The sequence below is a fragment of the Streptomyces sp. NPDC040405 genome, from assembly GCF_055595765.1.
In genome coordinates, this window is sequence record NZ_JBVIVI010000008.1 from 220771 (window position 1) to 242356 (window position 21586).

Here is a 21586-nt window from a genome sequence, read left to right on the forward strand (position 1 = left end):
TCGGCCCTCAGCGGGCGAGCGCGACCTCCGCCTTCTCCGCCAGGACGTCCCGCAGTCCGGCGACGCGGATGTCCGCCGCGCCGAGCGCGGTCCGCAGCGCGGTGCCGTTCTGGAGGACGGTGGGGTGGTCACCGTGCAGGAGCAGGACGTCGGCGTCGTGTCCGAGCGGAACCACGTTGCCGTCGACCGAGCGTACGGTGCCCTCCTGCACGACCTGGACCGAGCGCCGGCCGATGAGCTCGGGGTCGTGGATCAGGCCGCCTTCGTGGGAGCGGGGGACGGGCATGCCGTCGTCGCCGTACCCCCGGTCGGCCAGGAACACGTACCCGACCTCGAGTCCGCGCTTGCGCGATTCCTCGGCGAGCAGACCGCGCTGACAGATGACGACGTAGTCGGTGTTGTACGCGGCGATCGCGTCGGTGATGGCCCGCGCGTGCTTGGCATCGGTCTGCGCGATCGAGCCCATCCGGCCGTGCGGGGCCACATGGCTGATCGTGCCACCGTGCACCCGCGCGAAGGCGTCGAGTGCGCCGAGCTGGTAGAGGACGTCGGTGCGGATCTCTTCCTCGGTCGCCTCGATGAGCCGGCGGCCGAAGCCGACGAGGTCGGGGTATCCGGGGTGGGCACCGAGCTCGATGCCGCGCTCGACGCAGTCGGCGACGGTCCGGTCCATGATGCGCGGGTCACCGGCGTGGAAGCCGCACGCGATGTTCGACGAGGTGACGAGGCCGAGCAGAGCGTTGTCGTCGCCGATCGTGTAGTTGCCGAAGCTCTCACCGAGGTCGGCCACGACGGCTACGGAGTTGATTCCCATGGTGTCTCCCGGGGTGTTTCAGCTGGATGCGAGGGGCTGACCCTTGGTCTCCCGCACGAAAGCGATGGTGACCAGGGTGATCAGGGCGGTGATGATGGAGGCGAAAGCCGGGATCAGGTTGGAGCCGGTCGACTCGATCAGCTCGGTCATCAGGAGCGGGGCACTGCCTCCGAAGATGATCGTGGAGATGCTGAATCCGATGCTGTAAGCGGAGTAGCGCACGGTGGTCGGGAACATCTCGGCGAGGACGGTGTGGACGACGGCGGCGTGGCCCGAGAAGGCGATCGCGAGAACGATGGTGCCGATGCAGGCCAGCCCGAACTCTCCCGTGGTGATGAGCCGGAACATCGGGTACGAGACCAGGGCCATCGCGACGGCGGAGAAGGCGAGGACGGGCTTGCGGCCGATCCGGTCCGAGAGACGGGCCATGAGCGGGATGCAGATCGCGATGGCGACCAGGCTGAACGCCGTGACCGTGAGTGCCTGCAGCATCGAGAAGTTGTGCTCGCCGAGCGAGGTCTTCAAGTAGGTGGGCATGTAGACGAACAGCAGGTAGTAGCCGGGGCCGTTGAGCGCGGGGAGGAAGATCGTGAGCGCGATCGCCTTGAGATGCCGCGGGGAGGTCAGGGCCTCCCTCAGCGGGTTGCGCGCTACGGTGTTCTGCTCGCGCAGCGCCTTGAAGTGCGGGGTCTCCTCCAGCCGGCGGCGGATGTAGAAGCCGACGTAGCCGAGCGGGACGGCGAGGAGGAACGGCACCCGCCAGGCCCAGGAGGTCATGGTGTCCTCGCCGAGCGTCGTGATGAGGATGGCGGAGAAGGCGCTGCCGAACATCAGGGCGATGAACGAGCCGACGGCGATGAAGCTCATCATGTAGTTGCGGCGTGAGTCCGGGGCGTACTCGCCGACGAAGGACATGGCACCGGCCACCTCCCCGCCCGCCGAGAAGCCCTGGAGCACCCGGAGGAGGACCAGCAGGACGGGTGCGGCGACACCTATGACGGTGGAGGACGGTATGAGGCCGATGCCCGCGGTCGCGGCGGAGATCAGCACCAGGAGGGTGGCCAGGAGGCTCTTCCGCCCGATCTTGTCCCCGAGGTATCCGCAGATGACGCTGCCGAACGGGCGGGCGATGAAGCTGACCAGGAACCCGACGTTGGTGAGGAAGAGATTTCCGGCGTCGGCCTCGCCCATGATGTTGATCGCGAGATAGGTGACGAGCAGGCCATAGATGCCGTAGTCGTACCACTCGACGAAGGAGCCGATCGCACCGGCGACGGTGGCCTTGCGGACGACCTTGTCGTTGGTGGAGGCGACGTCGACCGCGGTCCCGCCGGACTGTTCCGACGCTGCTCCGTGACGATCCGATGTTCTGTCAAGCCGGTCTGACGTTGTCATTCGCGTTCACTTTCGGTGTCGCGGACTCCGGAACGGCGTCCTGAGCCGGGGTGGCTGGGTGGCTTCGGTGCTGTTCAGGAATCCGCCCGTCCAGGGGCTGGGGGGCTGGGGGCTCGGCGTCGTTGCGCGCCCGAGTGGGGGCCGGGAGGAGGCGCCGCGGTACGGGGGCCGCAGAGCAGCGCCGGCAGCAAAGTTGCGACGTGAATCTCGAATGAGAATAGATTCGCATTCTGAAGACGGTCAAGGGTTCGCGTTGCCCCGACGTTAACCTTCCGCTCCGATCGCGTTCCCGAGCCTCCGTGTCACCCCGAAGTGATCATGCGTCGGGGCTGTGACATGCGGGGCGGTGCCCTGCCCGGCACGTCGCCTCTTGTCTCGCGGCATGGATCGATGCAGACTGGCTCACGCGAAACGCGAAATCTTTCGCATTTTCTGCAGGGGCGGGATGGAACCCATGGCCCCCACCACCCGAAGGAGCCTGCGATGACTCAGGACAACGTGCGCGTCAACACCGCGTGGGAACGCGTCGACGGGCATGTGCTCGATCAGTTCCGCACGCACTCCGTGGCCAACCTCGGCGACGGCCTCGACCGGCTGAACATCGTCGACGGAGGTATCGCCCCCATCTGGAACGGGGCCAAGGCCGTCGGCACGGCACTTCCGGTCCTCACCGTCGCGGGCGACAACAAGGCCGTGATCGCGGCGCTCGAGCACATCCGTCCCGGTGACATCCTCGTCATCAACGCCTTCGGCTACGACGGACGCGCCATCGTCGGCGACAACCTCGCCCAGCGGTTCGCCGCGTACGGCGCCGCGGGCGCGATCATCGACGGATACGTCCGCGACGCCGCGATCATCGAAGAGCTCGGCATCCCGGTCTTCGCCCGCGGACTCACTCCCGCCGGTCCGTTCAAGAACGGACCGGGCACGATCGGCGAACCGGTCGCCATCGGCGGCGTCGTGGTGAACCCCGGCGACATCATCGCTGCCGACGGGGACGGCGTCATCGTCATTCCGCCGCACCGCGCCGACGAGGCGCTCACGTCGGTCGGCGAGATCGTCGCCCGCGAAGCGGCGCTGGACGCCGAGGTCGAAGCCCTGCGAAGCCAGACCGCCTGACCGGCAAGGCGCACCACGGACACGGCCCCGCCGCGGTCAGATGGCCGACCTGTGAGCGATCAGGGGGTCCGGCACGAGCTGGAGTCCGCACCGCCCAGGAGATTGACGGGGACGGCCACGAAGGAGAACTGGTTGTTGGCGCACACGCCGGGGAAGGCCATGTTGCTGGTGTTCGTGACGTTGACGTCGGGGACGTCATCCGCGGCGGCACCGGCGGCGCCGACTGCGAGGGAGGCGGCGGCGAGGGCGAGCGTGGAGAGGGCCGTCCGGATACGCATGGGAACTCCTTAGGGGGCGAGTAGCCGGTTGTACCCGGCCTAACGTGCACAGTTCCCGTTGGTTGGGGGGTCACGGCCCAACGTCCCTCCAATGGCGGGAAGACGGCCTCCACGACATCCGAGACCCCCGAACCGCCACCAGGTGTGACGTATGTTCGTATGTTAGAAAAAGCCTGTGAAGGTGCGTTCTGCCCTGGGCTTGCGCAGCGTCGCCGGGCAGGTGTGCGCCCTGATGCTGGTGATCGTGACGCTGCTGGTGCTCGCCACCGGGGCCGCGCTGGCCCTTCAGGCCCGCAGCGGCCATGAGGCCCAGGCCCGGGGGCGCGCCCTCGCCGTCGCGGAGACCTTCGCGGCCGCCCCCGGCGTCCGGCGGGCGCTGGAGACCCGCAAGCCCTCCGCGCTCCTCCAGCCCTATGCGACCAGGATCCGGCGCGAGTCCGGCGTCGACTACATCGTGGTGACCAGCCCCCGGGGCATCCGCTACACCCACCCCGACCCGAAGCTCATCGGCACCCACGCCGACCTCCCCCTCTATCCGGCCACGGTCGGCAGACCCTTCACGGACAAGGTTTCCGCCGCCGCCCTGACCGCGCCGTCGATCCGCGCGGCGGTCCCGGTCACCGGTGCCGGGGGCCGGGTCATCGGCATCGTCAACGCCGGGGTCGCTCTCCCCGACGTGGCCGCCTCGGTGGGCCGTCAGCTGCCGATGCTCTTCGGCTCCACGGCGCTGGCCCTCGTCCTCGGCGCGGGTGGCGCGGCGCTGGTCGGCAGGCGGCTGCGGCGCCAGACCCACCGGCTGGACCCCGCCGAGATCACCAGAATGTACGAACACCACGACGCCGTGCTGCGCGCCGTCCCGGAAGGCGTGCTCATCCTCGACGGCCAGGGGCGGCTGGTGCTCGTGAACGACGAGGCCCGGCGGCTGCTCGGACTGGAGCCGGAGGTGCGCGGCGGGCGGATCACCGAGGTCGGGCTGGCCCCGGAGACCGCCGGACTGCTCGCCTCCGGCCGGGCCGTCACCGACGAGGTCATCCAGGTCGGGGACCGGCGGCTGGCCGTCAACCAGCGCCCCACCTCGGGCCGCGGGCAGCACTGGGGCAGCGTCGCCACCCTGCGCGACACCACCGAACTCCAGGCGCTGACCGACAAGGCCGACGCGGCCTGGGCGCGCCTGGAACTGCTGTACGGCGCGAGCGTCGGCGTGGGCACCTCGCTCGACATGACGCGCACCGCCGAGGAACTGGCCGACGTCGCGGTCCCGCGTTTCGCCGACATCGCCACCGTCGACCTGCTGGAGTCCGTGCTGCGCGGCGAGGAACCGGTCGACGCGCGGTCCCGGATGCGCCGGGTCGCGGTCAGCGCCGTACGGGAGGAGCGGTTCCGCCCGCCCTCCGGCCACACCCTGCTGGCCGTCCCGCTCAGCGCCCGCGGGGTGCTGCTGGGGCAGGCCGAGTTCCGGCGCCTGGAGGGTGCCGCCCCCTTCGACGACGAGGACCGGTCCTTCGCCGACGAACTCGTCGGCCAGGCGGCCGTCGCCATCGACAACGCCCGGAGGTACGCACGCGAACACGCCACCGCACTGGCCCTGCAGCAGAGCCTGCTGCCCCGCGGGCGGCCCGAACAGCAGGCCGTCGAAGCCGCCTACCGCTATCTGCCCGCCCACGCCGGAGTGGGCGGCGACTGGTTCGACATCATCCCGCTGTCGGGCGCCCGGGTCGCCCTCGTCGTCGGCGACGTCGTCGGCCACGGACTACACGCCGCCGCCACCATGGGCCGGTTGCGCACCGCGGTCCACAACTTCTCCGTGGTCGACCTGCCGCCCGATGAACTGCTCACCCAGCTGGACGACGTGGTGGCCCAGCTCGACCAGGAGGAGTCCGCCAGGAACGGCGGCATCGGCGCGGTCGGGGCCAGCTGTCTGTACGCCGTCTACGATCCCGTCGCGCAGCGCTGCACTCTGGCGCGGGCCGGACACCCGCCGCCCGCCGTGGTCGACCCGGGCGGCACCGTGACCATCCCGGACCTGCCCGCCGGGCCGCCGCTGGGCCTCGGCGGGCGGCTCTTCGAGGTCTCCGCCATTCCGCTGTCCGCGGGTAGTCGGCTGGTCCTCTACACCAACGGACTCGTCCAGGACCGCGAACGGGACATCGACACCGGGCTCGACCTGCTGCGCGAGGCCCTCGCCTCCTCCGACCCCGACCCGGGGCGCACCTGCGACGCCGTGATGCGCGCCCTGCTGCCCCCGCGCCCCACCGACGACGTGGTTCTGCTCGTCGCCCGTACCACCGCCCTGGACGAGCGGCACGTCGCCTACTGGGACCTGCCCCCGGACCCCGCCGTGGTCGCCGGAATGCGCGCCGCCGTGGCCCGCACGCTGGCCGACTGGAACCTGGACGAGGCGGTCTTCACCACCGAACTGGTGGTCAGCGAACTCCTCGGCAACGCCATCCGGCACGCCGACGGCCCGATCCGCCTGCGGCTGCTGCGCAACCGCACGCTGATCTGCGAGGTCGCCGACGGCAGCAGCACCTCGCCGCATCTGCGCCGCGCCGCCATCACCGACGAGGGCGGCCGGGGCCTGTTCCTGGTCGCCCAGATGGTCCAGCGCTGGGGCACCCGCTACACCAGCGAAGGGAAGATCATCTGGGCCGAACAGGATCTGCCGTCGGCCCTCAACTGACGATGGCGGCCGCCGTGGTCAGCAGCTCGGGGAGGGTGCCGGTGAAGTCGGGCAGCAGCCGCAGCGCCAGCGCCCACGCCTCCGGATCCTCGCCGAGATGGGCGGTGGCCAGCTCCAGGGCCTCGCGGACCGCCGCGAGCGCCGCCGTGTCCGGCCCGCCCTCCCGCGAGCGGTAGTGGCGGTACGTCAGATACGCGGCCGCGCCCCCGGCGGGCCTCGCCTCGTGCAGCACGTCCAGCGGGGTCAGCGTGCCGAGGTCGGCCGCCTTGTCCAGCCAGGCGTTCCGGATGTGGTGCGGTGGCGGCAGGGGGTGGCGGCGCACCAGGTCCAGGGGGCTCGGCCGCGGCCCGGCGGACTTGTGCGGATACGCGTCGTGATCGAGCCGCAGCTCCGCCACACCGCTCTCGGCGCGCAACTCCTCCGGGCAGTCGTCCGCCTCGGCGAGCACCACCAGCAGGGCGTCGGGGAGCGGATCGCGCTCGTGCTCCCGGGCCAGCTCCGCCCAGGGCAGCCCCGGGCCGGTCTCCTCGGCCAGCCGCTCCAGGGCCGGTGGGACGAGGTCGCGGCTGCCGCCCTGGGCGCGCAGGAACGCCACCTGGCCCGCGGGCCCCCGGGAGCGGCCCAGCTCCGCGCGCAGCACGGCCAGACCGTCCGCCGCCTCCAGCGCGCCCCGGACGATCTCATGGGTCGCCTTCGGCAGTGGATGCTTGAGGCTGACGCGCTCGGGGAACTCGGTCTCCTCCAGCAGCCCGCGCACTTCCTCGGGCCCGTGCCGCTCCCACACGCGGACCAGCAGATGCAGCTGCCCGGCGAGCGTGTGCAGCTTGATCTTGCCGAGCAGGACGCGGGCCAGCCGCGGATCCCCCGCGTCGCGGATCGGCAGCACCCAGTGCCGACGCCCGCTGAGCCGGATGCTCTCGATCAGCTCATCGGTGATCGGCAGCGGCTCCGCGTCCGGCACCCCGTCCGCCCCCGGTACGGAGCCGGACCGGCGGCCCGCGAGGATGCCCCGGCGCTGCTCGTCGGTGAGCGGCGTGTACACATACAGCTTGGTGTTGATCTCCGGCTCGTCGAGGGCCAGCAGTTCCTCGATCTTGTCCGCGGGCAGCTCCCAGTCGGAGGCGATACAGGCCAGCACCGACGGTCCGTGGAGGCTGACGAACAGGTCGCGCAGGGCGGGCGACGGCTGGTGGAAGACCAGCAGATGCTGGATGCACCGCCGGTCCAGATGCGGTGCCAGCGCCCTCCGCACCTCCTCGGTGGCCTCCATGAGCAGCCGGGGGAATACCGCGCGGAGACCCTCCGGACGCTTCACCGGATACTCGGCCGCCAGCGGCCTCGGCCAGCTCTTGCCGCGGTGCTTGGCCTTCTGCTCTACCGCGGCGGCGAACAGCTCCGCGCTCGACCCGGTGAACCGGGGGAGCAGCGAATACAGCGCGCGCCACGCCGCGAAGTCGTCGCCCAGCGTCTCCAGCAGCCCGGCCAGCACCGGGCCGAGCGGCTCCTTGCCGTACGGCAGCGAGGCCAGGACCCGGGAGGCGGGCCGCACCTCGGCCAGGACGCGGTCCACCGGGTACGCGCCTTCCCGGATGCCGCGCCGCAGCAGGTGCGCCAGCCGGTCGTGGTGGTAGCCGTCCTTCCAGTCGACGTCGGTGAGCAGGCGCCAGGGCAGTGGGGAGGTGTCCGGCAGACGATGCGAGGTCCTCTGGAACGCGGCCAGCACCAGCTCCTCATGGCAGTCCGGGCGGGATGCCAGCATGGTGAGCGCGGTCCCATGGAAGGGCTCCTGCTTGTGCGCGGCTAGGAGCAGCTCCCAGTCCACGGCGCCCAGCGAGAAGATGTCCCTCGCGTAGACGACCCTCCGGAGCCGCCGCACCAGCTCATCGCCGGTCGGTGCCGCTGCGGTCTCCTCGGCCTCCCGGGCCTCGGCCTTGACCTCGGCAGCCGCTTGGGCGGCCCTTTCCACGGCCATCTCCACGATGGCGGCCGGGTCCTGCACCGTCTCCGCCAGGCGCACCATGTCCGCCACCGCCGGGTGCAGAGCGGGCAGTTCGGCCAGGGCGGCCAGCTCGGCCACCCCGCCGTGGGTGAGCGTCGCGCGGCAGGCGGTCAGCTGCTGCGGTATGTCCAGCGAGTTGCCGATCTGCTCGACCACATGCCGCACCACCTCGGGGAAGGGTGCTTCCAGCGCCGGGAGCAGGTCGTACGACCTGTTGGCGGAGAGCAGGAAGTCCACCAGGCCGCCCGGGGCGCGCCAGCCGGGGTCGGCCGGATGCGCGGCCGCGGCGCCGAGCACCGCGCGCCGCAGGTCCTGCCGCCAGGGGCCGGCCAGCGGCTCGTTGTAGAGCGCCCGGGCCAGGCCGGGGTCGGCCAGCCCGGCGAGCCGGAACATGACGGCCTGCCGCTCGGCACCGACCCGCGCCCCGGCCAGGGCCTCCAGCAGCTCCCGGTCGCCGGAGGCGAACACCTCGTCCAGCAGATGCGCGGGCAGCCGCTCCCGGGACCGGAGCACGGCCAGGGTCTCCTGCCGGAGCCGGGGCATCAGCGCCGAGGTGAGGGCGGGCCCGGCCAGATGGAAGGCGGCGGACACCAGGGCGTCCCGTTCGTAGGTCACCACGCGGGGTGCGCTCCGTTCGTCGTTCGGTCCCGCCGCGGAAGCGGGGAGGGGGAGGGGAGAGGGAGGGGAGGATGCGGTGGTGGCGCCGGGGCTCATCCGGCGCCGGACAGCTCCGTCATCCGGACAGCTGCGTCATCCGGGCCAGCGCGCCGATCCAGAACCGCTGCCGCTCCGGCGACTGGCCCACCATGTGGGCGGCGCGCAGCTTGGGCGGCATATGGCGCAGCAGCCGGGCGACCACCTCGGCGTTCCGCTTGAGCTGGGACACCTCGGCGTTGGCGAGCACCTGGTGCACCAGATCGGTGTCATTGGTCCCCTCGCCCGACGTTTCGGACGCGGCCACCAGCCGCGCCTCCCAGCGGTCGACGTCGCGTGCTATCTCCCGCAGGCCGATCACCCGGTGCTCGGCGGCCTCGGCGAGCCGCGCCTCCAGTCTGGACAGCGGAACCGGGGCGTACTCGCCCTCACCCAGATAGATCAGCCCCGTCTCCAGCGGCTGCCCGGCGTGGTGCAGCTTGATCAGCCGCTCCAGGGTGCGCTTGGTGATCCAGTCCCGGCCCTCGTCGTCGATGTCGTTCTTCCACCACTCCAGAACCGTCTCGGCCACCTCGCCATAGGTGGCGATCAGCCACTCGTTGGCCGGGATGTCCTGCGGGCTCACCTCGTAGCTCACCGTGAAACGGCTGGCCTGGGCCACGTTGTTGCTGCTGACCAGCAGCTTGCGGCCGAGATGGTACGGCGGGTTCTGAAGCGCGACCTGGGCACGAAGCCCCGGGATCGGCCGCCCCGCCAGCGACCACTCCTGGGTGATCTCCATCAGCTTGGCGAAAGTGGCCTTGTCCTTGGGGCGGTTGTACTCGTCCCAGACGATCACCTTGGGGTCCGGTCCCACGAGCGCGCGGCTGAACAGGGTGTCCAGCGTGCCGTCCGGAGTGGGGATCGGCACGCACAGATCCTCCACGTTGGTCACCGGCAGCGAGAAGTACACCGGATCGGTTCCGCTCTCCTCGCGGACCACCGCCTTGGTGATCTCCGTCTTGCCGCAGCCGGGCGGACCCTGGAGCAGCACCGCCCAGTTCTCCCGGACCGCGGTGCGCAGAATGCTGCGCACCGGGTCGGGGACGGTGGCGGGGTTGGCGACACCCAGGGCCCCGGCGACGGCGTCGAGAAGCTCGGTGGTGCGGTCCGGTCCGGGCGTGCCGTCGGCCTTGCGGTCGCGCAGCCGCAGCCGCACCCCGCCCACCAGCGGCAGCCCCCAGGACAGCGGAAACCCGGCGCGGGCGCAGTCCATGACGTGCTGGAGGGTGCGCGGGGAGAGCAGCGAACGCAGATACGGGGTGAGCCCGGCCCAGATCTGGAACACCCCGGTCAGGTCCCAGCCCTCGTACCGCTCGGCCAGCGTGGACCGCCAGGCGGTGTCATTGGCCGTGATCCGCAGGGTGACCATGCGGTCCAGGACGGCCAGATCGCTGCGCCGGGCGCTGGTCTCGGCCAGCGACTCGTTGTCCGCGAGGAAGACCCCGATACAGCCGAGCGCGCGCAGATCGTGTTCGCCCAGCGTCCAGTTGCAGGCGATCTGCATCAGCTGGGACTGGATGGTCTCCCCGGCCTGCAGCGAGTCGTCGATGAGCAGCACGAAGGGCACACCCGGGGTGAGCTGACGCATGATCAGCTGGGTGAGCACGAGCTCCCCGGTGCGGTCGTCCCGCACCGGCGCGTTCACCAGCAGGTCGTCGGGGGTGAGGTTGGCCGCCGGGACCAGGATCACCTGGGTGCCCGGATGGGCCCGCGGGATGTAGGACAGAAATGTCGATGTCTTGCCGATCCCGTGCTCGCCGAAGACCTGGCCGGTCTGCCCCATCGCGATCATGGCGCTGATGAACTGCTCCAGCCGGGCCCCGGTCCGGCGGGGCGGCTCGGGCCCGGTGGCGGTGGCCTGCCGTTCCTCCGCGGTCGGCGCCGTCGTGTCCACACTGCTCACGGTGACTGAATCCCCCGTTGTTCCATGTCGTTCGTCCTTGCGTGTCCGCACTCCGCCCCTCGGCGGAGCCGGTTCCTCGGCTCAGCTGTCGCCGGTGACCACCCGGTGGCAGGCCATCGGCGGGTCGTGCCGCTCCGGCCAGTCGTCACCGCTGTCCGTGATCAGCCAGATCCACTGGTCGGGCCGGGCCGGGGTCACCTTGGGGGCGTGGCCGTCGGTGACCATGATCACCGCGTCGGCGCGCTCCTCGAACCGCCGCCCGTCCACCGCCCGCCGCCCCTCCACATAGTCCACGACCTGCTGGAAGTCGGTGCCCCCGCCGCCGCGCACCCGCTCGCCGGGGACGAACGGCATCAGCGCGCCGTCGAAGCTCAGCCAGTGGCTCTCGACTCCCTCGGAGCGGCCCACCAGCGAGGTGATCCAGTCGATCACCGGCTGGGGCATCGACCCCGAGGTGTCCAGCGCGATGACCACGACCTTGGTGCGCTCCGCGCCCCGCCGCGCCAGCATCGGGTCGTGCCCGAGCGCCAGCAGCACCGCTCCCTGCTTCTTCGGGTAGATCAGCCGCTCGCCCTCGCGCAGCTTGGAGGCGAGGGTGTCGGACAGCCAGCGCCGCCACCACTCCACCCGCCGGGTCCGCTGCGTTTCCCCGCGCAGCGCGCCCAGCCCCATCCGCCCCCACATCTTCTCCAGCCGCTTGCCGCCGCCGGTGGTGCGGTCCGCGAGGGCCAGCAGCTCGTCCCGGGCGAGCCCTTCGCCGCGCAGCGCGCCGCGCATCACTTCGGCAAGCGTCTCCTCCACGGCCGAGGTCACCGCCTCGGCGTCCATCGGCAGCCGGTGCTTCGCACCGCCCCCATCGCCGTCCCCGCCGGGGCTCATGTGGACGCACAGGACCGGCGGCACGGGAGGGGTGCGCATCCGCTTCAGCTCCCCGTAGATCCTCAGGTCGGTCTCGGTGAAGTCCCGGTAGGACAGCGGCTCGAAGCCCTGCTCGCGCAGGTCGGCCACGTACTGCCGGTGCACCTCGTGCGGATCGACGCCCACCGGCTCCCGGCGGGTGCCGCCCGCGCCGTCCGGCACCTCACGGGCCGGCAGCCCGCCCTGCGCCAGCCGGATCAGCGCCACATGGTTGATCGCGACTTCGGCCGCCAGGTCGAAGACCGGGTCGGCGCGCAGCTCCTCGTCCACGTACAGATGGCGGTGGATCAGATGCCGCGCCTCGTGGAACAGGACGAACCGCACCCCGCTCGGCCCGATGGCGACGAAGAACTCCGGGTTGTACAGCAGCAGACAGGTGCCGTCCCCCGTGGCGACCACCGCCGCCGTGTCCACCGCCGTGGTGGGGATCTGGTAGTGGCACTTGGCGTACAGCCACGAGGACACCACGCTGTCCTTGACCCCGAAGTCCAGCAGGGCCGCCTCCTTGAGCCTGCGGCCCTCCTCGGCCACCACCGGATCGTCGGGCCGACAGGCCAGCAGCGCGCGGCGGTCGGCCAGGTCGATCACCCCCCGGCCCGGCGCATGCCGACTTTCCCCCGCTACCTGTGCCACTGCCTTCCCTCCGCTCCGACCTGCACGGGAGCGTAACCCCTCGCCGCGAGCCGCCTGTTGCCGCCCACACCGAAAACGTTATCCGCCGGGTACGACAACGCGGCGGGTGAGCGCGCGCGGTCAGCTCTGCCGCAGGTCCCAGGCCACCTGGGCGACATCGGCGATCATGGCGACGATGTCCGGCCGGTCCTCCCCGCCGTTCAGATGCCGGTACTCGGTGCCCACCGTGATCACCATGCGCTCGGGCAGCCCCGGCAACGGGAAGGCGTTCTCGGCGATGATCTTGCGGGCCGCCTCCAGGGCGGGGACCCCGGCCGTGTGCAACTGCTGTGCCCGGTCCCGGATGTGCTCCAGATAGCCGATGTGGCCGCGGACGCCCTCCCGGTCCAGCACCGGTCCATGGCCGGGGACGATGGTCTGCGCCCCGGTGTCCAGCACCCGTTCACAGGCGGCGATCACACTGTCCAGCGGACCGGCCCAGTGCACCGCGTGGTCACCGGGGTCCTGCGGGCTGGAGGCGAAGATGACATCGCCGGTGAACGCCACCTTCTGCTGCGGCAGATACGCGATGAGATCGCCGGTGGTGTGCGCGGCGGGCAGCGCGGTCAGCTGCACCGGCACCTGCCCGATCCGCAGGTCCAGCTCGCCCGTGAAGGTCGTCGTGGGCTCCACGACCTCGGTGTCCGCCCAGTCGAACCGTCCGAAGTGGCCCTGGAGATACCACCCGAGCGGCGTCTCCGGGTCGCTGCCGCGCACCATGGCGTGCAGCTGCTGCGGGGCCGGTTCGTACTCGATGTGGCCGAGCGCCTCGCGGGTGGCCACGATGTCGGCACCGCGCACGACCTCCGCGCCCCACAGATGGTCACCGTTCGCATGGGTGACGATCACTCGCCCGATCCGGCCTCCCTCGGGCAGCAGCGACCGGCTGCGCTCCAGGAAGTCCTGGGCCATGTGCCGGTCGTAGGGGGTGTCGATCCAGGCGGCGGCACCATCGGGGGACACGATCAGCCCACAGTTGGCGAGACCCCAGCCGGCGCTGGGCGTGGGGGTCCACAGGTGTACCCCGTCGGCGAGGGGGAGGAGCGGTGAGTTCATGGTCGCACAGTACTCAGCGGCGGCCGGACGTTCACTCGACCCGGCCCGACCTGGCCCGGCCCGACCTGGCCCGGCCCGACCTGGCCCGGCCCGACCTGGCCCGGCACGCCCCGGCTCAGGCCGTCATGGGCCGGTCCGCCGGGCCGACTGGGGCCGGGAGGGCGGTGTCACCGGCCAGATAGCGGTCCACCGCGGCCGCCGCCGAGCGGCCCTCGGCGATCGCCCACACGATCAGCGACTGCCCGCGGCCCGCGTCGCCCGCCACGAAGATCCCCTCCCGGCCGGTTCCGAATGAGGCATCGCGGGCGATGTTGCCGCGCGCGTCCAGCTCCAGACCGAGCTGGTCCAACAGCCCGCCGTCCCGCTCCGGACCGCGGAAGCCGAGAGCGAGCAGCACCAGATCGGCCCGCAGCACCCGCTCGCCAGGTCCGTCCCCGGGCACCTCCGCCCGCCCCTCCGACCCGTCGGGCGTGGCCCCGACGAGGCGCAGCGCCCGGACCCTGCCGTGCGGCCGTCCCGGGCCCGGCGCGTCCCCCTCGAAGCGGACGGTGGCGGCCGAGAACACCCGGGCGTCCACGTCCGCCTCCGGGGAGGCCGCCAGCTCCCGTGCCTCCTCGTGCGCGCCGGACATCCGGTAGATCTTGGGGTACGTCGGCCAGGGCTCGCCGTCGGTCCGCTCGTCACCGGGCCGGGGGTGGATGTCCAGCTGGGTCACCGAGGCGGCACCCTGCCGCAGGACCGTGCCCAGACAGTCCGCGCCGGTGTCCCCGCCGCCGACGATGACCACGTGCTTGCCCTCGGCGGTGATCGGCGGCCGCTCGTAGTCGCCCTCCTGGACCCGGTTGGCCAGCGGCAGGTACTCCATCGCCTGATGTATTCCGGCCAGCTCCCGGCCCGGCACCGGCAGTTCGCGCCAGGCCCGCGCGCCCACCGCTATCACCAGCGCGTCGTAGCGCGCCCTCAGCTCGGCGGCGTCCATATCGGTGCCCACACCTACGCCGGTACGGAACTTGGTGCCCTCCGCGCGCATCTGCCACAGCCGCCGGTCCAGATGGTGCTTCTCCATCTTGAACGAGGGGATGCCGTACCGCAGCAGCCCGCCCACCCGGTCGTCCCGCTCGTACACCGCCACCGTGTGCCCCGCGCGGGTGAGCTGCTGGGCGGCGGCCAGCCCCGCGGGGCCCGAGCCGATCACGGCCACGGTCCGCCCCGACAGCCGCTCCGGCGGCTTCGGGACCGCGTAGCCGCTCTCCCAGGCCCGGTCGGCGATGGCGACCTCGACGTTCTTGATGGTCACCGCGGGCTGGTTGATCGCCAGTACGCAGGCGCTCTCGCAGGGCGCCGGGCACAGCCGCCCGGTGAACTCCGGAAAGTTGTTGGTCGCGTGCAGCCGCTCGCTCGCCCGCCGCCAGTCGTCGCGGGACACCAGGTCGTTCCAGTCCGGGATGAGATTCCCCAGCGGGCAGCCGTCGTGGCAGAACGGGATCCCGCAGTCCATACAGCGGTCGGCCTGCGCGGTGATGATCGGCAGCAGTCCGCCGGGGACGTACACCTCGTCCCAGTCGCGCACCCGCTCCTCCACCGGGCGGCTTGGCGGAAGGCGGCGTGGGGTGGTGAGAAAGCCCTTCGGGTCGGCCATGACCTCCTCCAGTGCCATGTCCTGGTCTGGCCGCTTTCACCCCACTGTACGGCCGCCGGGCATCCGGTCCAGGGCCCCGGCTGCCTCGGCCATGATCCGTTCCACCAGCTCGGCGCACGACGGCAGATCGTCGATCACCCCTGCCACCTGCCCGGAGGCCATCACGCCGGTGTCGGTGCGGCCGTCCACCATCGACGCCTTCAGCAGCATCGGGGTGTTGGCGGCCAGCAGCACCTGGCTCCAGGAGAGCCCCTTGGCGCCCCGCATCGCCCGGCCGTCGCGCACCATGCGCGTCCAGCTCAGCCCGGACAGCCGCCGGAAGGCCGCGGCGTGGCGCACCGCGCGCACGAGGGCGGCGGCGCGCCCGGAGCGTTCGAGGGAGGCGACCAGCTCGCTGCGGAGCATCCGGTGGGGGAGTCCGTCCACCGCCGTGGTGACCGTGATGTCCGGGGCAGCCGCCGCCAGGTAGCGGGCCTTCACTGCGGCCGGGACGGTGCTGTCGGAGGTCAGCAGGAAGCGGGTGCCCATGGCGATCCCGGCCGCCCCGTACGCGAGCGCCGCCACCAGGCCGCGCCCGTCGTGGAAGCCGCCCGCGGCCACCACCGGGATGTCCACCGCGTCCACGACCTGGGGGAGCAGCACCGTGGTCGCCACCTCGCCGGTGTGGCCGCCGCCCTCGCCGCCCTGCACCACCACCGCGTCCGCGCCCCAGCCCGCCACCTTCTCGGCGTGCCGCCGGGCGCCCACGGACGGGATGACCACCACGCCCGCGTCCTTCAGCCGGGAGATCAGCTCCCGCTTCGGCGCCAGCGCGAAGGACGCCACCCGTACGCCCTCCTCGATGATGATCCCCACCCGCTCCGCGGCGTCTCCCGCGTCGGCCCGCAGATTGACGCCGAACGGCGCCCCGGTGCGGGACGCCACCTCCCGCACCGCCGACCGCAGCTGCTCCGGGGACATCGTGGCCGAGGCGAGGATGCCCAGCGCCCCGGCGTCGGCGGCAGCCGAGACCAGCCGGGGGCCCGCCACCCACCCCATGCCCGTCTGGACGATCGGATACCGGACGCCGACGAGCCGGGTCAGCGCGGTGTCCATCGGCGCCGCGTCCATCAGGGCCGTACCTCCCGCTCGCGCAGCCCCGCCGGATCGATGACCTCCCGGATCAGCCGCAGCTCCTCGGCGGTCGGCTCCCGGGTGACGGGAACGCCGTCGGCGGGGGCGAGCGGGAAGCCGGTCGCCTCCCGCACGCGCTCGGCCGACACGCCCGGGTGCAGGGAGCGCACCCGCATGGTGCGGTCCGGCGTGTCGAAGTCGAGCACCGCGAGATCGGTCACCACGCGGGGGATGCGATGGAAGCGGGTCGCGGCGGGCCCGGCGGCGGCGGCCCGGTCGTAGCCGACGCCGCACACCATGTCGACACGCTCGACGAAGACGCGCGGGGAATGCCGGGGCACCCAGTAACTCGTCGGATTGTTGAGGGTGTTGACGGGCGCTCCGCGCACGCCCAGCAGCTGCCGCCGGGGCCGCTTCCAGTCGCCGACGCAGGAGATGTTCTGGTTGCCATGGGCGTCGAGCTGGCTCGCGCCCATCATCACATGGCGCTTGCCGCCCATGACCATCGCCAGGTGGCGGCGGTACGGCAGCCAGCCCTCCACGGTCTCGTCGTCGGCGCCGATCAGCAGCGCCTCGCCGTCGGTGAGCAGCAGGTCGGGCGCGAAGGTGAGCCGCGCCAGCCGGGCGCCGAGCCGCGGTATGAGGCCCATCGGGGCGGCCAGCACCTCCCCGTCGCCCCTCCATGCCTCGGCGCAGGCCAGTACGCAGTACTCGGCCCGGGTGACGGTCATCGCTCCGCGACCTCCTTCGTGTACGCCGCGACCGCGGCCTGGTACGTGTCCTCGTCGCCCGCCAGGAACCGCCGGGTGAACGCCTGCCAGGCCGCTGGGTCGGCGGCGGCCTTCGCGTACGTGCTCTGGAACGCCTCGTCCCGTCCGTAGTCGGGGGCGCAGGAGGTGAAGTGCGCGCCGTGCGGGGTCTCGATCACGCCGGTCACGGCATGGCGCCCCACCAGCAGGGACTGCGGGCCGGCCGCCGCCAGGAACTCCGGGGCGGCGACGACGCGTTCGCAGGAGAGGTACGCCTGCTCCGCCGCCTCACAGAACAGGTCGTCGAAGTACGGATCGGGGCCCAGGTACTGGCCGTTGCCCTGCGCGTCGGCCCGGTTGAGGTGGACGAGCGCCACGTCCAGCCGCAGCGCGGGCACCGCCACCAGCTCCTCGCCGTCCTCGTAGGGCGAGACCACCGTCCGCAGGCCGGGGTTGACCGTCATCACGTCCGACCCGAGGCCCGCCCGGATCGGCAGGAAGGGAAGCCGGTGCACGGCCGCCGTCAGCCCCCACAGGAACATCGCCTCGTCCAGCTCCACCAGCTCGAAGTCCGCGCGCTCGCGCGCCGCCCGGAAGTGCGGCTCCAGCGGGATCGAATCGAGCGTCGCGAAGGCTGTGACCAGCTTGCGGATCTTCCCGGCGGCGGCCAGCAGCCCGACGTCCGGCCCGCCGTACGAGACCACGGTCAGGTCGCGGACGTCCGAGCGCAGCAGCGCGCGCACCAGCGCCATTGGCTTGCGCCGCGAGCCCCAGCCGCCGATGCCGACGGTCATGCCGCTCTCGATCCGGCCGACGGCCTCCGCCACGCTCATCCGCTTGTCGCTCATCGCCGCTCACCCCCTCCGGACGCGGCCCCGGACCCGCCCGATACGAACGCGTCCCGGTGCTTGTCGGAGAGCCCCGCGAGATTCGCCTCGAAGGTGAAGCCCTGCTCGAAGCGGTAGCTGCGGTGGACGTCGACCGGGTCGATGCCGTTGATGGCCGCCTTGGCGAGCCGCAGCAGCGCACCGTCCTTGGCGGCGATCTCCCGGGCCAGCTCCAGCGCCGCGTCCCGCAGCGCGGCGCGCGGCACCACCCGCCACACCGAGCCGTGCCGGTGCAGCTCCTCGGCGGTCGCGGTGCGCGAGGTGTAGTACAGCGCGCGCATCAGATGCTGCGGGACGAGGCGGGCCAGATGGGTGGCCGCGCCCAGCGCTCCCCGGTCCAGCTCCGGCAGCCCGAACGTCGCGTCCTCGGCCGCCACGATCGCGTCCGCGTTACCTGCCAGGCCGATGCCGCCACCGAGACAGAAGCCGTGCACCGCGGCGACGACCGGGACCGGGCAGTCGTAGACGGCCGCGAACGCCGCGTGGCAGCCGTGGTTGGCGCCGATGAGCGCCTGGTGTCCCTCGGCGCGCTGCATCTCCTTGATGTCCACCCCCGCGTTGAACCCCCGGCCCTCGGCGGCCAGGACCACGCAGCGCACCCCGGGATCGGCGCCCGCGGTGCGCAGCGCGTCGGCCAGCTCGTACCAGCCGTGCACGGGAAGGGCATTGACCGGTGGGAAGTCCACGGTGACGACGGCGACGCCCGCTTCGGGGACGGAGGTGGAGACACTCATGAGCAGATCCGCTACCTTTCCACCAAACGTTTGTTAGGCGTGAAGGTAGCAGCGCCCGGCGCACAGCGGGAGGGTGAGAAGGGGCCATGGCTGTCTCCATCGACCTGTCCGGCCGCGTCGCCGTCGTCACCGGCGGCACCCGCGGCGTCGGCACGGGCATCGCCCGGGCCCTGCTCACGGCCGGTGCCGAGGTCGCGGTCTGCGCCCGCCGCCCGCCGGACCGCCCGGTCACGGCCGCCGGGCGCACGGCCCGCTTCCGGGCGCTGGACGTCCGGGACGAGTCCGGCGTCGCCGACTTCTTCGCCTGGGTGCGCCATGCGTACGGCCGCCTGGACATCCTGGTCAACAACGCCGGAGGCAGCCCGTACGGGCTGATCGCCGAGTCCGGCCCGCGCCGGGCCGCGCGGGTCGTCGAACTGAACCTGATCGCGCCCATGACGGTCGCTCTCGGCGCCTACGAGGTGATGCGCGAGCAAGAGGGCGGCGGATCGATGGTGATGATCGGCAGCGTCAGCGGCACCCGCCCCTCGCCCGGTACGGCCGCCTACGGAGCCGCCAAGGCGGGCCTGGACAACCTCGCCCGCACCCTCGCCGTGGAATGGGCCCCCGCGATCCGGGTCAACACCCTGGTGCTCGGCATGGTCCGCACCGAACTCGCGCATCTGCACTACGGCGACGCGACCGGCGTGGCCGCCGTGTCCCGCACGGTGCCGCTGGGCCGCCTCGCCGCCCCGGCGGAGGCGGGCGACGCATGCGTCTTCCTCGCCTCGGACCTCGCGGCGTACATCACCGGCGCGAGCCTGGCCGTCCACGGCGGCGGAGAGCGCCCGGCGTTCCTGGCGGCGGCGCGGGCCCCAGCGGACGTACCACCCCCAGGAGGAGGAGCAGGATGACAGGCATCTGCACCGGACGCGTCGCCGTCGTCACCGGCGCCGGCCGCGGCCTCGGCCGGGCGCACGCCCTCGCCTTCGCCGCCGAGGGCGCGCGGGTCGTCGTGAACGACCTCGGCGTGGGACCTGACGGCGCCGGGGAGTCCCCGGACCCCGCCCAGGAGGTGGTCGAGGAGATACGCGCGCACGGCGGCCGGGCCGTCGCGCACGCCGGTGACATCGCCACCGCCGACGGCGCGGCCTCCCTCGTCGCCGCCGCCCTCGACGCCTACGGCCGCCTCGACACCCTCGTCAACAACGCCGGATTCCTGCGCGACCGCATGCTCGTCAACCTCGGCGAGGACGACTGGGACGCCGTGATCCGCGTCCACCTCAAGGGACACTTCCTGCCCCTCCGGCACGCCGCCGCACACTGGCGCGCCGAGGCGAAGGCGGGCCGGACGCCCACGGCGCGGGTGGTCAACACCGGCTCGGGGGCCGGACTGCTGGGCAGCGTCGGCCAGGGCAACTACGCGGCCGCCAAGGCCGGGATCGTCGGCCTCACCCTGGTGGCCGCGGCCGAGCTGGGCCGTTACGGGATCCAGGTCAACGCCATCGCCCCGGCGGCCCGCACCCGCATGACGGAGTCGACGTTCGCCGACACCATGGCGGCACCCGACGAGCCTGGCGCGTTCGACGCGATGGCGCCCGGCAATGTCTCGCCGCTCGTCGTCTGGCTCGGCTCCGCCGCTTGCGCCGGGGTCACCGGGCGGGTCTTCGAGGCCGAGGCCGGGCGCATCACCGTCATGGAGGGCTGGCGGCCCGGACCGACCGCCGACAAGGGTGCCCGCTGGACCCCGGCCGAAGCTGGCGAGGCCGCGGCGAAGCTGCTTGCCGATGCCCGGCCGCCGGGGCCGGTGTACGGGGCGTCCTGACGCACCGTTCCGACGCACCCGGGTACGGGTTCCTCACGGCACGCATCCGGCGCGCCGCAGCACCGTCATGAACCGGGAGGCGAAGACCGGGTGACCGTCGGCCGAGGGGTGCAGCCGGTCCAGCCCCTCCGGCTCCAGCAGCAGCCGCGTACAGCTGGGCCCGAACACCTCCGGACCGTGGATGTAGTGCAGGTTCTTGTCGCCGTGGTCGCGCAGCAGCGCCACGGCCCGCCGTATGTGTGCCCGGCACTCGCGCATCGTCATCCCCGAGGGCCCGGCCGCCTCCTCCCGCTCGGGCGCGACGATCGTGGACATCACGCCGAACGGGGTGTCCGGATGACCCTCCCGTACGGTGCGCACGAAACCGACGAGCGCCGAGGCGAGCGCATCGCGGTTGTGGCTGCCGAGCGCCTGGATGTTGATGCCGACGCAGATGGTGAGCAGCTCGGCCGGGAGGTCCCGCATCAGCCGCGCCGTCATCGGCTGGAGACAGCAGGCCGCCCCGAGGGCCAGCGAGGTCAGATCCCATCCGGCGCGGCGCGCCACCAGGGCGGCCCACGTCCGGCTCGGCGACGCGGCCCCGCGGCCCTGCGAGATGGAACTGCCGAAGTGGACCCAGCGCGGCCGCTGTCCGGCGCTGTCGCGCTCTACGGCGCGGCCCGCGTCCAGGGTCAGCCCCCGCAGGCGGAACCGGTGGTAGTACGGCAGCCACAGCTCGACCGAGGTCATGCGCCCCGGCAGCCCGTCGATCCGGACCTCCGCGTCCTGGCCGTGGGTCTCCAGGCCGACGGTGGCCGTCCGCCGCCCGTCGCACACCACGTCGAGCCGGGCCCGCTCCTCGGGGCCGTTCAGCTCGGGCGGCGGATCGGCCTGGTAGCGGCAGACGAGCGAGGCGCTGTCGGTGCGCAGGGCCACCCGCACCCCGGACGGCATCGCGGCCCGCCCGAGCCCGCCCTCGGGGAGGTACAGCGCGGCGTCCTCGTACGGCAGCCGCCAGGGAGCCGTCCAGCCGGGGCCGCGCTGAAGGGACACCGCGCCCCGGTAGGTCAGGCGCGGATCGTCGTCACCGATGTCGAGCGGGGCGGGCCGATCGTGCATGACAGGGAGTCTGGCACGCCCCACCGACAGCG

General features: G+C 72.6%; 17 protein-coding genes. 4 read left to right on the forward strand and 13 right to left on the reverse strand.

All coding sequences use genetic code 11. The features are described from left to right. Positions 1-7: 7 nt before the first annotated feature. On the reverse strand, positions 8-814 hold the full coding sequence (locus tag ACZ59A_RS30045; RefSeq protein ID WP_470964877.1) for a LamB/YcsF family protein: 807 nt from the start codon (positions 812-814) through the stop codon (positions 8-10). Positions 815-832: 18 nt separating this feature from the next. Beyond that, positions 833-2209, reverse strand: coding sequence for an MFS transporter (locus ACZ59A_RS30050; protein ID WP_470964880.1), 1377 nt, complete (start codon positions 2207-2209; stop codon positions 833-835). Positions 2210-2692: 483 nt separating this feature from the next. Between ACZ59A_RS30050 and ACZ59A_RS30055 the strand changes: the two genes are divergently transcribed. Beyond that, complete coding sequence (locus ACZ59A_RS30055; RefSeq protein ID WP_470964883.1) at positions 2693-3328, forward strand: RraA family protein; 636 nt, start codon at positions 2693-2695, stop codon at positions 3326-3328. Positions 3329-3387: 59 nt separating this feature from the next. Here ACZ59A_RS30055 and ACZ59A_RS30060 read toward each other — a convergent pair whose 3' ends face one another. Then, positions 3388-3606 (reverse strand): hypothetical protein, encoded by a 219-nt coding sequence (locus tag ACZ59A_RS30060; RefSeq protein ID WP_470964886.1) that lies wholly within the window; start codon positions 3604-3606, stop codon positions 3388-3390. Positions 3607-3787: 181 nt separating this feature from the next. Here ACZ59A_RS30060 and ACZ59A_RS30065 point away from each other — a divergent pair, with 181 nt between their 5' ends. Continuing rightward, a complete protein-coding gene (locus tag ACZ59A_RS30065; protein WP_470965564.1) occupies positions 3788-6286 on the forward strand; it encodes a SpoIIE family protein phosphatase in 2499 nt (832 codons plus the stop codon). Here ACZ59A_RS30065 and ACZ59A_RS30070 read toward each other — a convergent pair. The 9 genes from ACZ59A_RS30070 to ACZ59A_RS30110 all read right to left on the reverse strand — a co-directional run bounded on the left by ACZ59A_RS30070 (position 6279) and on the right by ACZ59A_RS30110 (position 18652). Continuing rightward, positions 6279-8903: a hypothetical protein gene (locus ACZ59A_RS30070; RefSeq protein WP_470964888.1), complete on the reverse strand. Its 2625-nt coding sequence runs from the start codon at positions 8901-8903 to the stop codon at positions 6279-6281. The two genes, ACZ59A_RS30065 and ACZ59A_RS30070, sit on opposite strands and share 8 nt — an antisense overlap. A gap of 115 nt (positions 8904-9018) precedes the next feature. Beyond that, positions 9019-10773, reverse strand: coding sequence for an ATP-binding protein (locus ACZ59A_RS30075; protein ID WP_470965567.1), 1755 nt, complete (start codon positions 10771-10773; stop codon positions 9019-9021). 192 nt (positions 10774-10965) lie between these two features. Next, a complete protein-coding gene (locus ACZ59A_RS30080; RefSeq protein ID WP_470964890.1) occupies positions 10966-12390 on the reverse strand; it encodes a DUF2201 family putative metallopeptidase in 1425 nt (474 codons plus the stop codon). Positions 12391-12555: 165 nt separating this feature from the next. Beyond that, positions 12556-13530: an MBL fold metallo-hydrolase gene (locus tag ACZ59A_RS30085; RefSeq protein ID WP_470964893.1), complete on the reverse strand. Its 975-nt coding sequence runs from the start codon at positions 13528-13530 to the stop codon at positions 12556-12558. Positions 13531-13645: 115 nt separating this feature from the next. Continuing rightward, entirely contained in the window at positions 13646-15169 is a 1524-nt protein-coding gene (locus tag ACZ59A_RS30090; protein ID WP_470965570.1) for a glutamate synthase subunit beta, read from the reverse strand. A gap of 36 nt (positions 15170-15205) precedes the next feature. Next, the gene (locus ACZ59A_RS30095) at positions 15206-16264 is read right to left on the reverse strand and encodes an NAD(P)H-dependent flavin oxidoreductase (RefSeq protein ID WP_470965573.1); all 1059 of its coding nucleotides are present in this window, start codon (positions 16262-16264) and stop codon (positions 15206-15208) included. Between the two features lie 14 nt (positions 16265-16278). After that, positions 16279-17013, reverse strand: a complete 735-nt coding sequence (locus ACZ59A_RS30100; RefSeq protein ID WP_470964895.1) for a CoA-transferase subunit beta — start codon at positions 17011-17013, stop codon at positions 16279-16281. After that, positions 17010-17879, reverse strand: a complete 870-nt coding sequence (locus ACZ59A_RS30105; protein ID WP_470964897.1) for a CoA transferase subunit A — start codon at positions 17877-17879, stop codon at positions 17010-17012. The genes ACZ59A_RS30100 and ACZ59A_RS30105 overlap by 4 nt, the downstream gene beginning before the upstream one ends. Next, complete coding sequence (locus ACZ59A_RS30110) at positions 17876-18652, reverse strand: enoyl-CoA hydratase family protein (RefSeq protein WP_470964900.1); 777 nt, start codon at positions 18650-18652, stop codon at positions 17876-17878. Before ACZ59A_RS30110 ends, ACZ59A_RS30105 begins: the two co-directional genes overlap by 4 nt. Before the next feature lie 86 nt (positions 18653-18738). On the opposite strand from ACZ59A_RS30110, the gene ACZ59A_RS30115 reads away from it, so the two are divergent. Both ACZ59A_RS30115 and ACZ59A_RS30120 read left to right on the forward strand, forming a co-directional pair. After that, entirely contained in the window at positions 18739-19545 is an 807-nt protein-coding gene (locus tag ACZ59A_RS30115; RefSeq protein WP_470964902.1) for an SDR family oxidoreductase, read from the forward strand. Then, positions 19542-20456: an SDR family oxidoreductase gene (locus ACZ59A_RS30120; RefSeq protein WP_470964905.1), complete on the forward strand. Its 915-nt coding sequence runs from the start codon at positions 19542-19544 to the stop codon at positions 20454-20456. Before ACZ59A_RS30115 ends, ACZ59A_RS30120 begins: the two co-directional genes overlap by 4 nt. Before the next feature lie 33 nt (positions 20457-20489). Here the strand turns inward: ACZ59A_RS30120 and ACZ59A_RS30125 are convergent, their stop codons facing one another. Beyond that, complete coding sequence (locus ACZ59A_RS30125) at positions 20490-21554, reverse strand: GDSL-type esterase/lipase family protein (protein ID WP_470964908.1); 1065 nt, start codon at positions 21552-21554, stop codon at positions 20490-20492. Positions 21555-21586 lie beyond the last annotated feature (32 nt).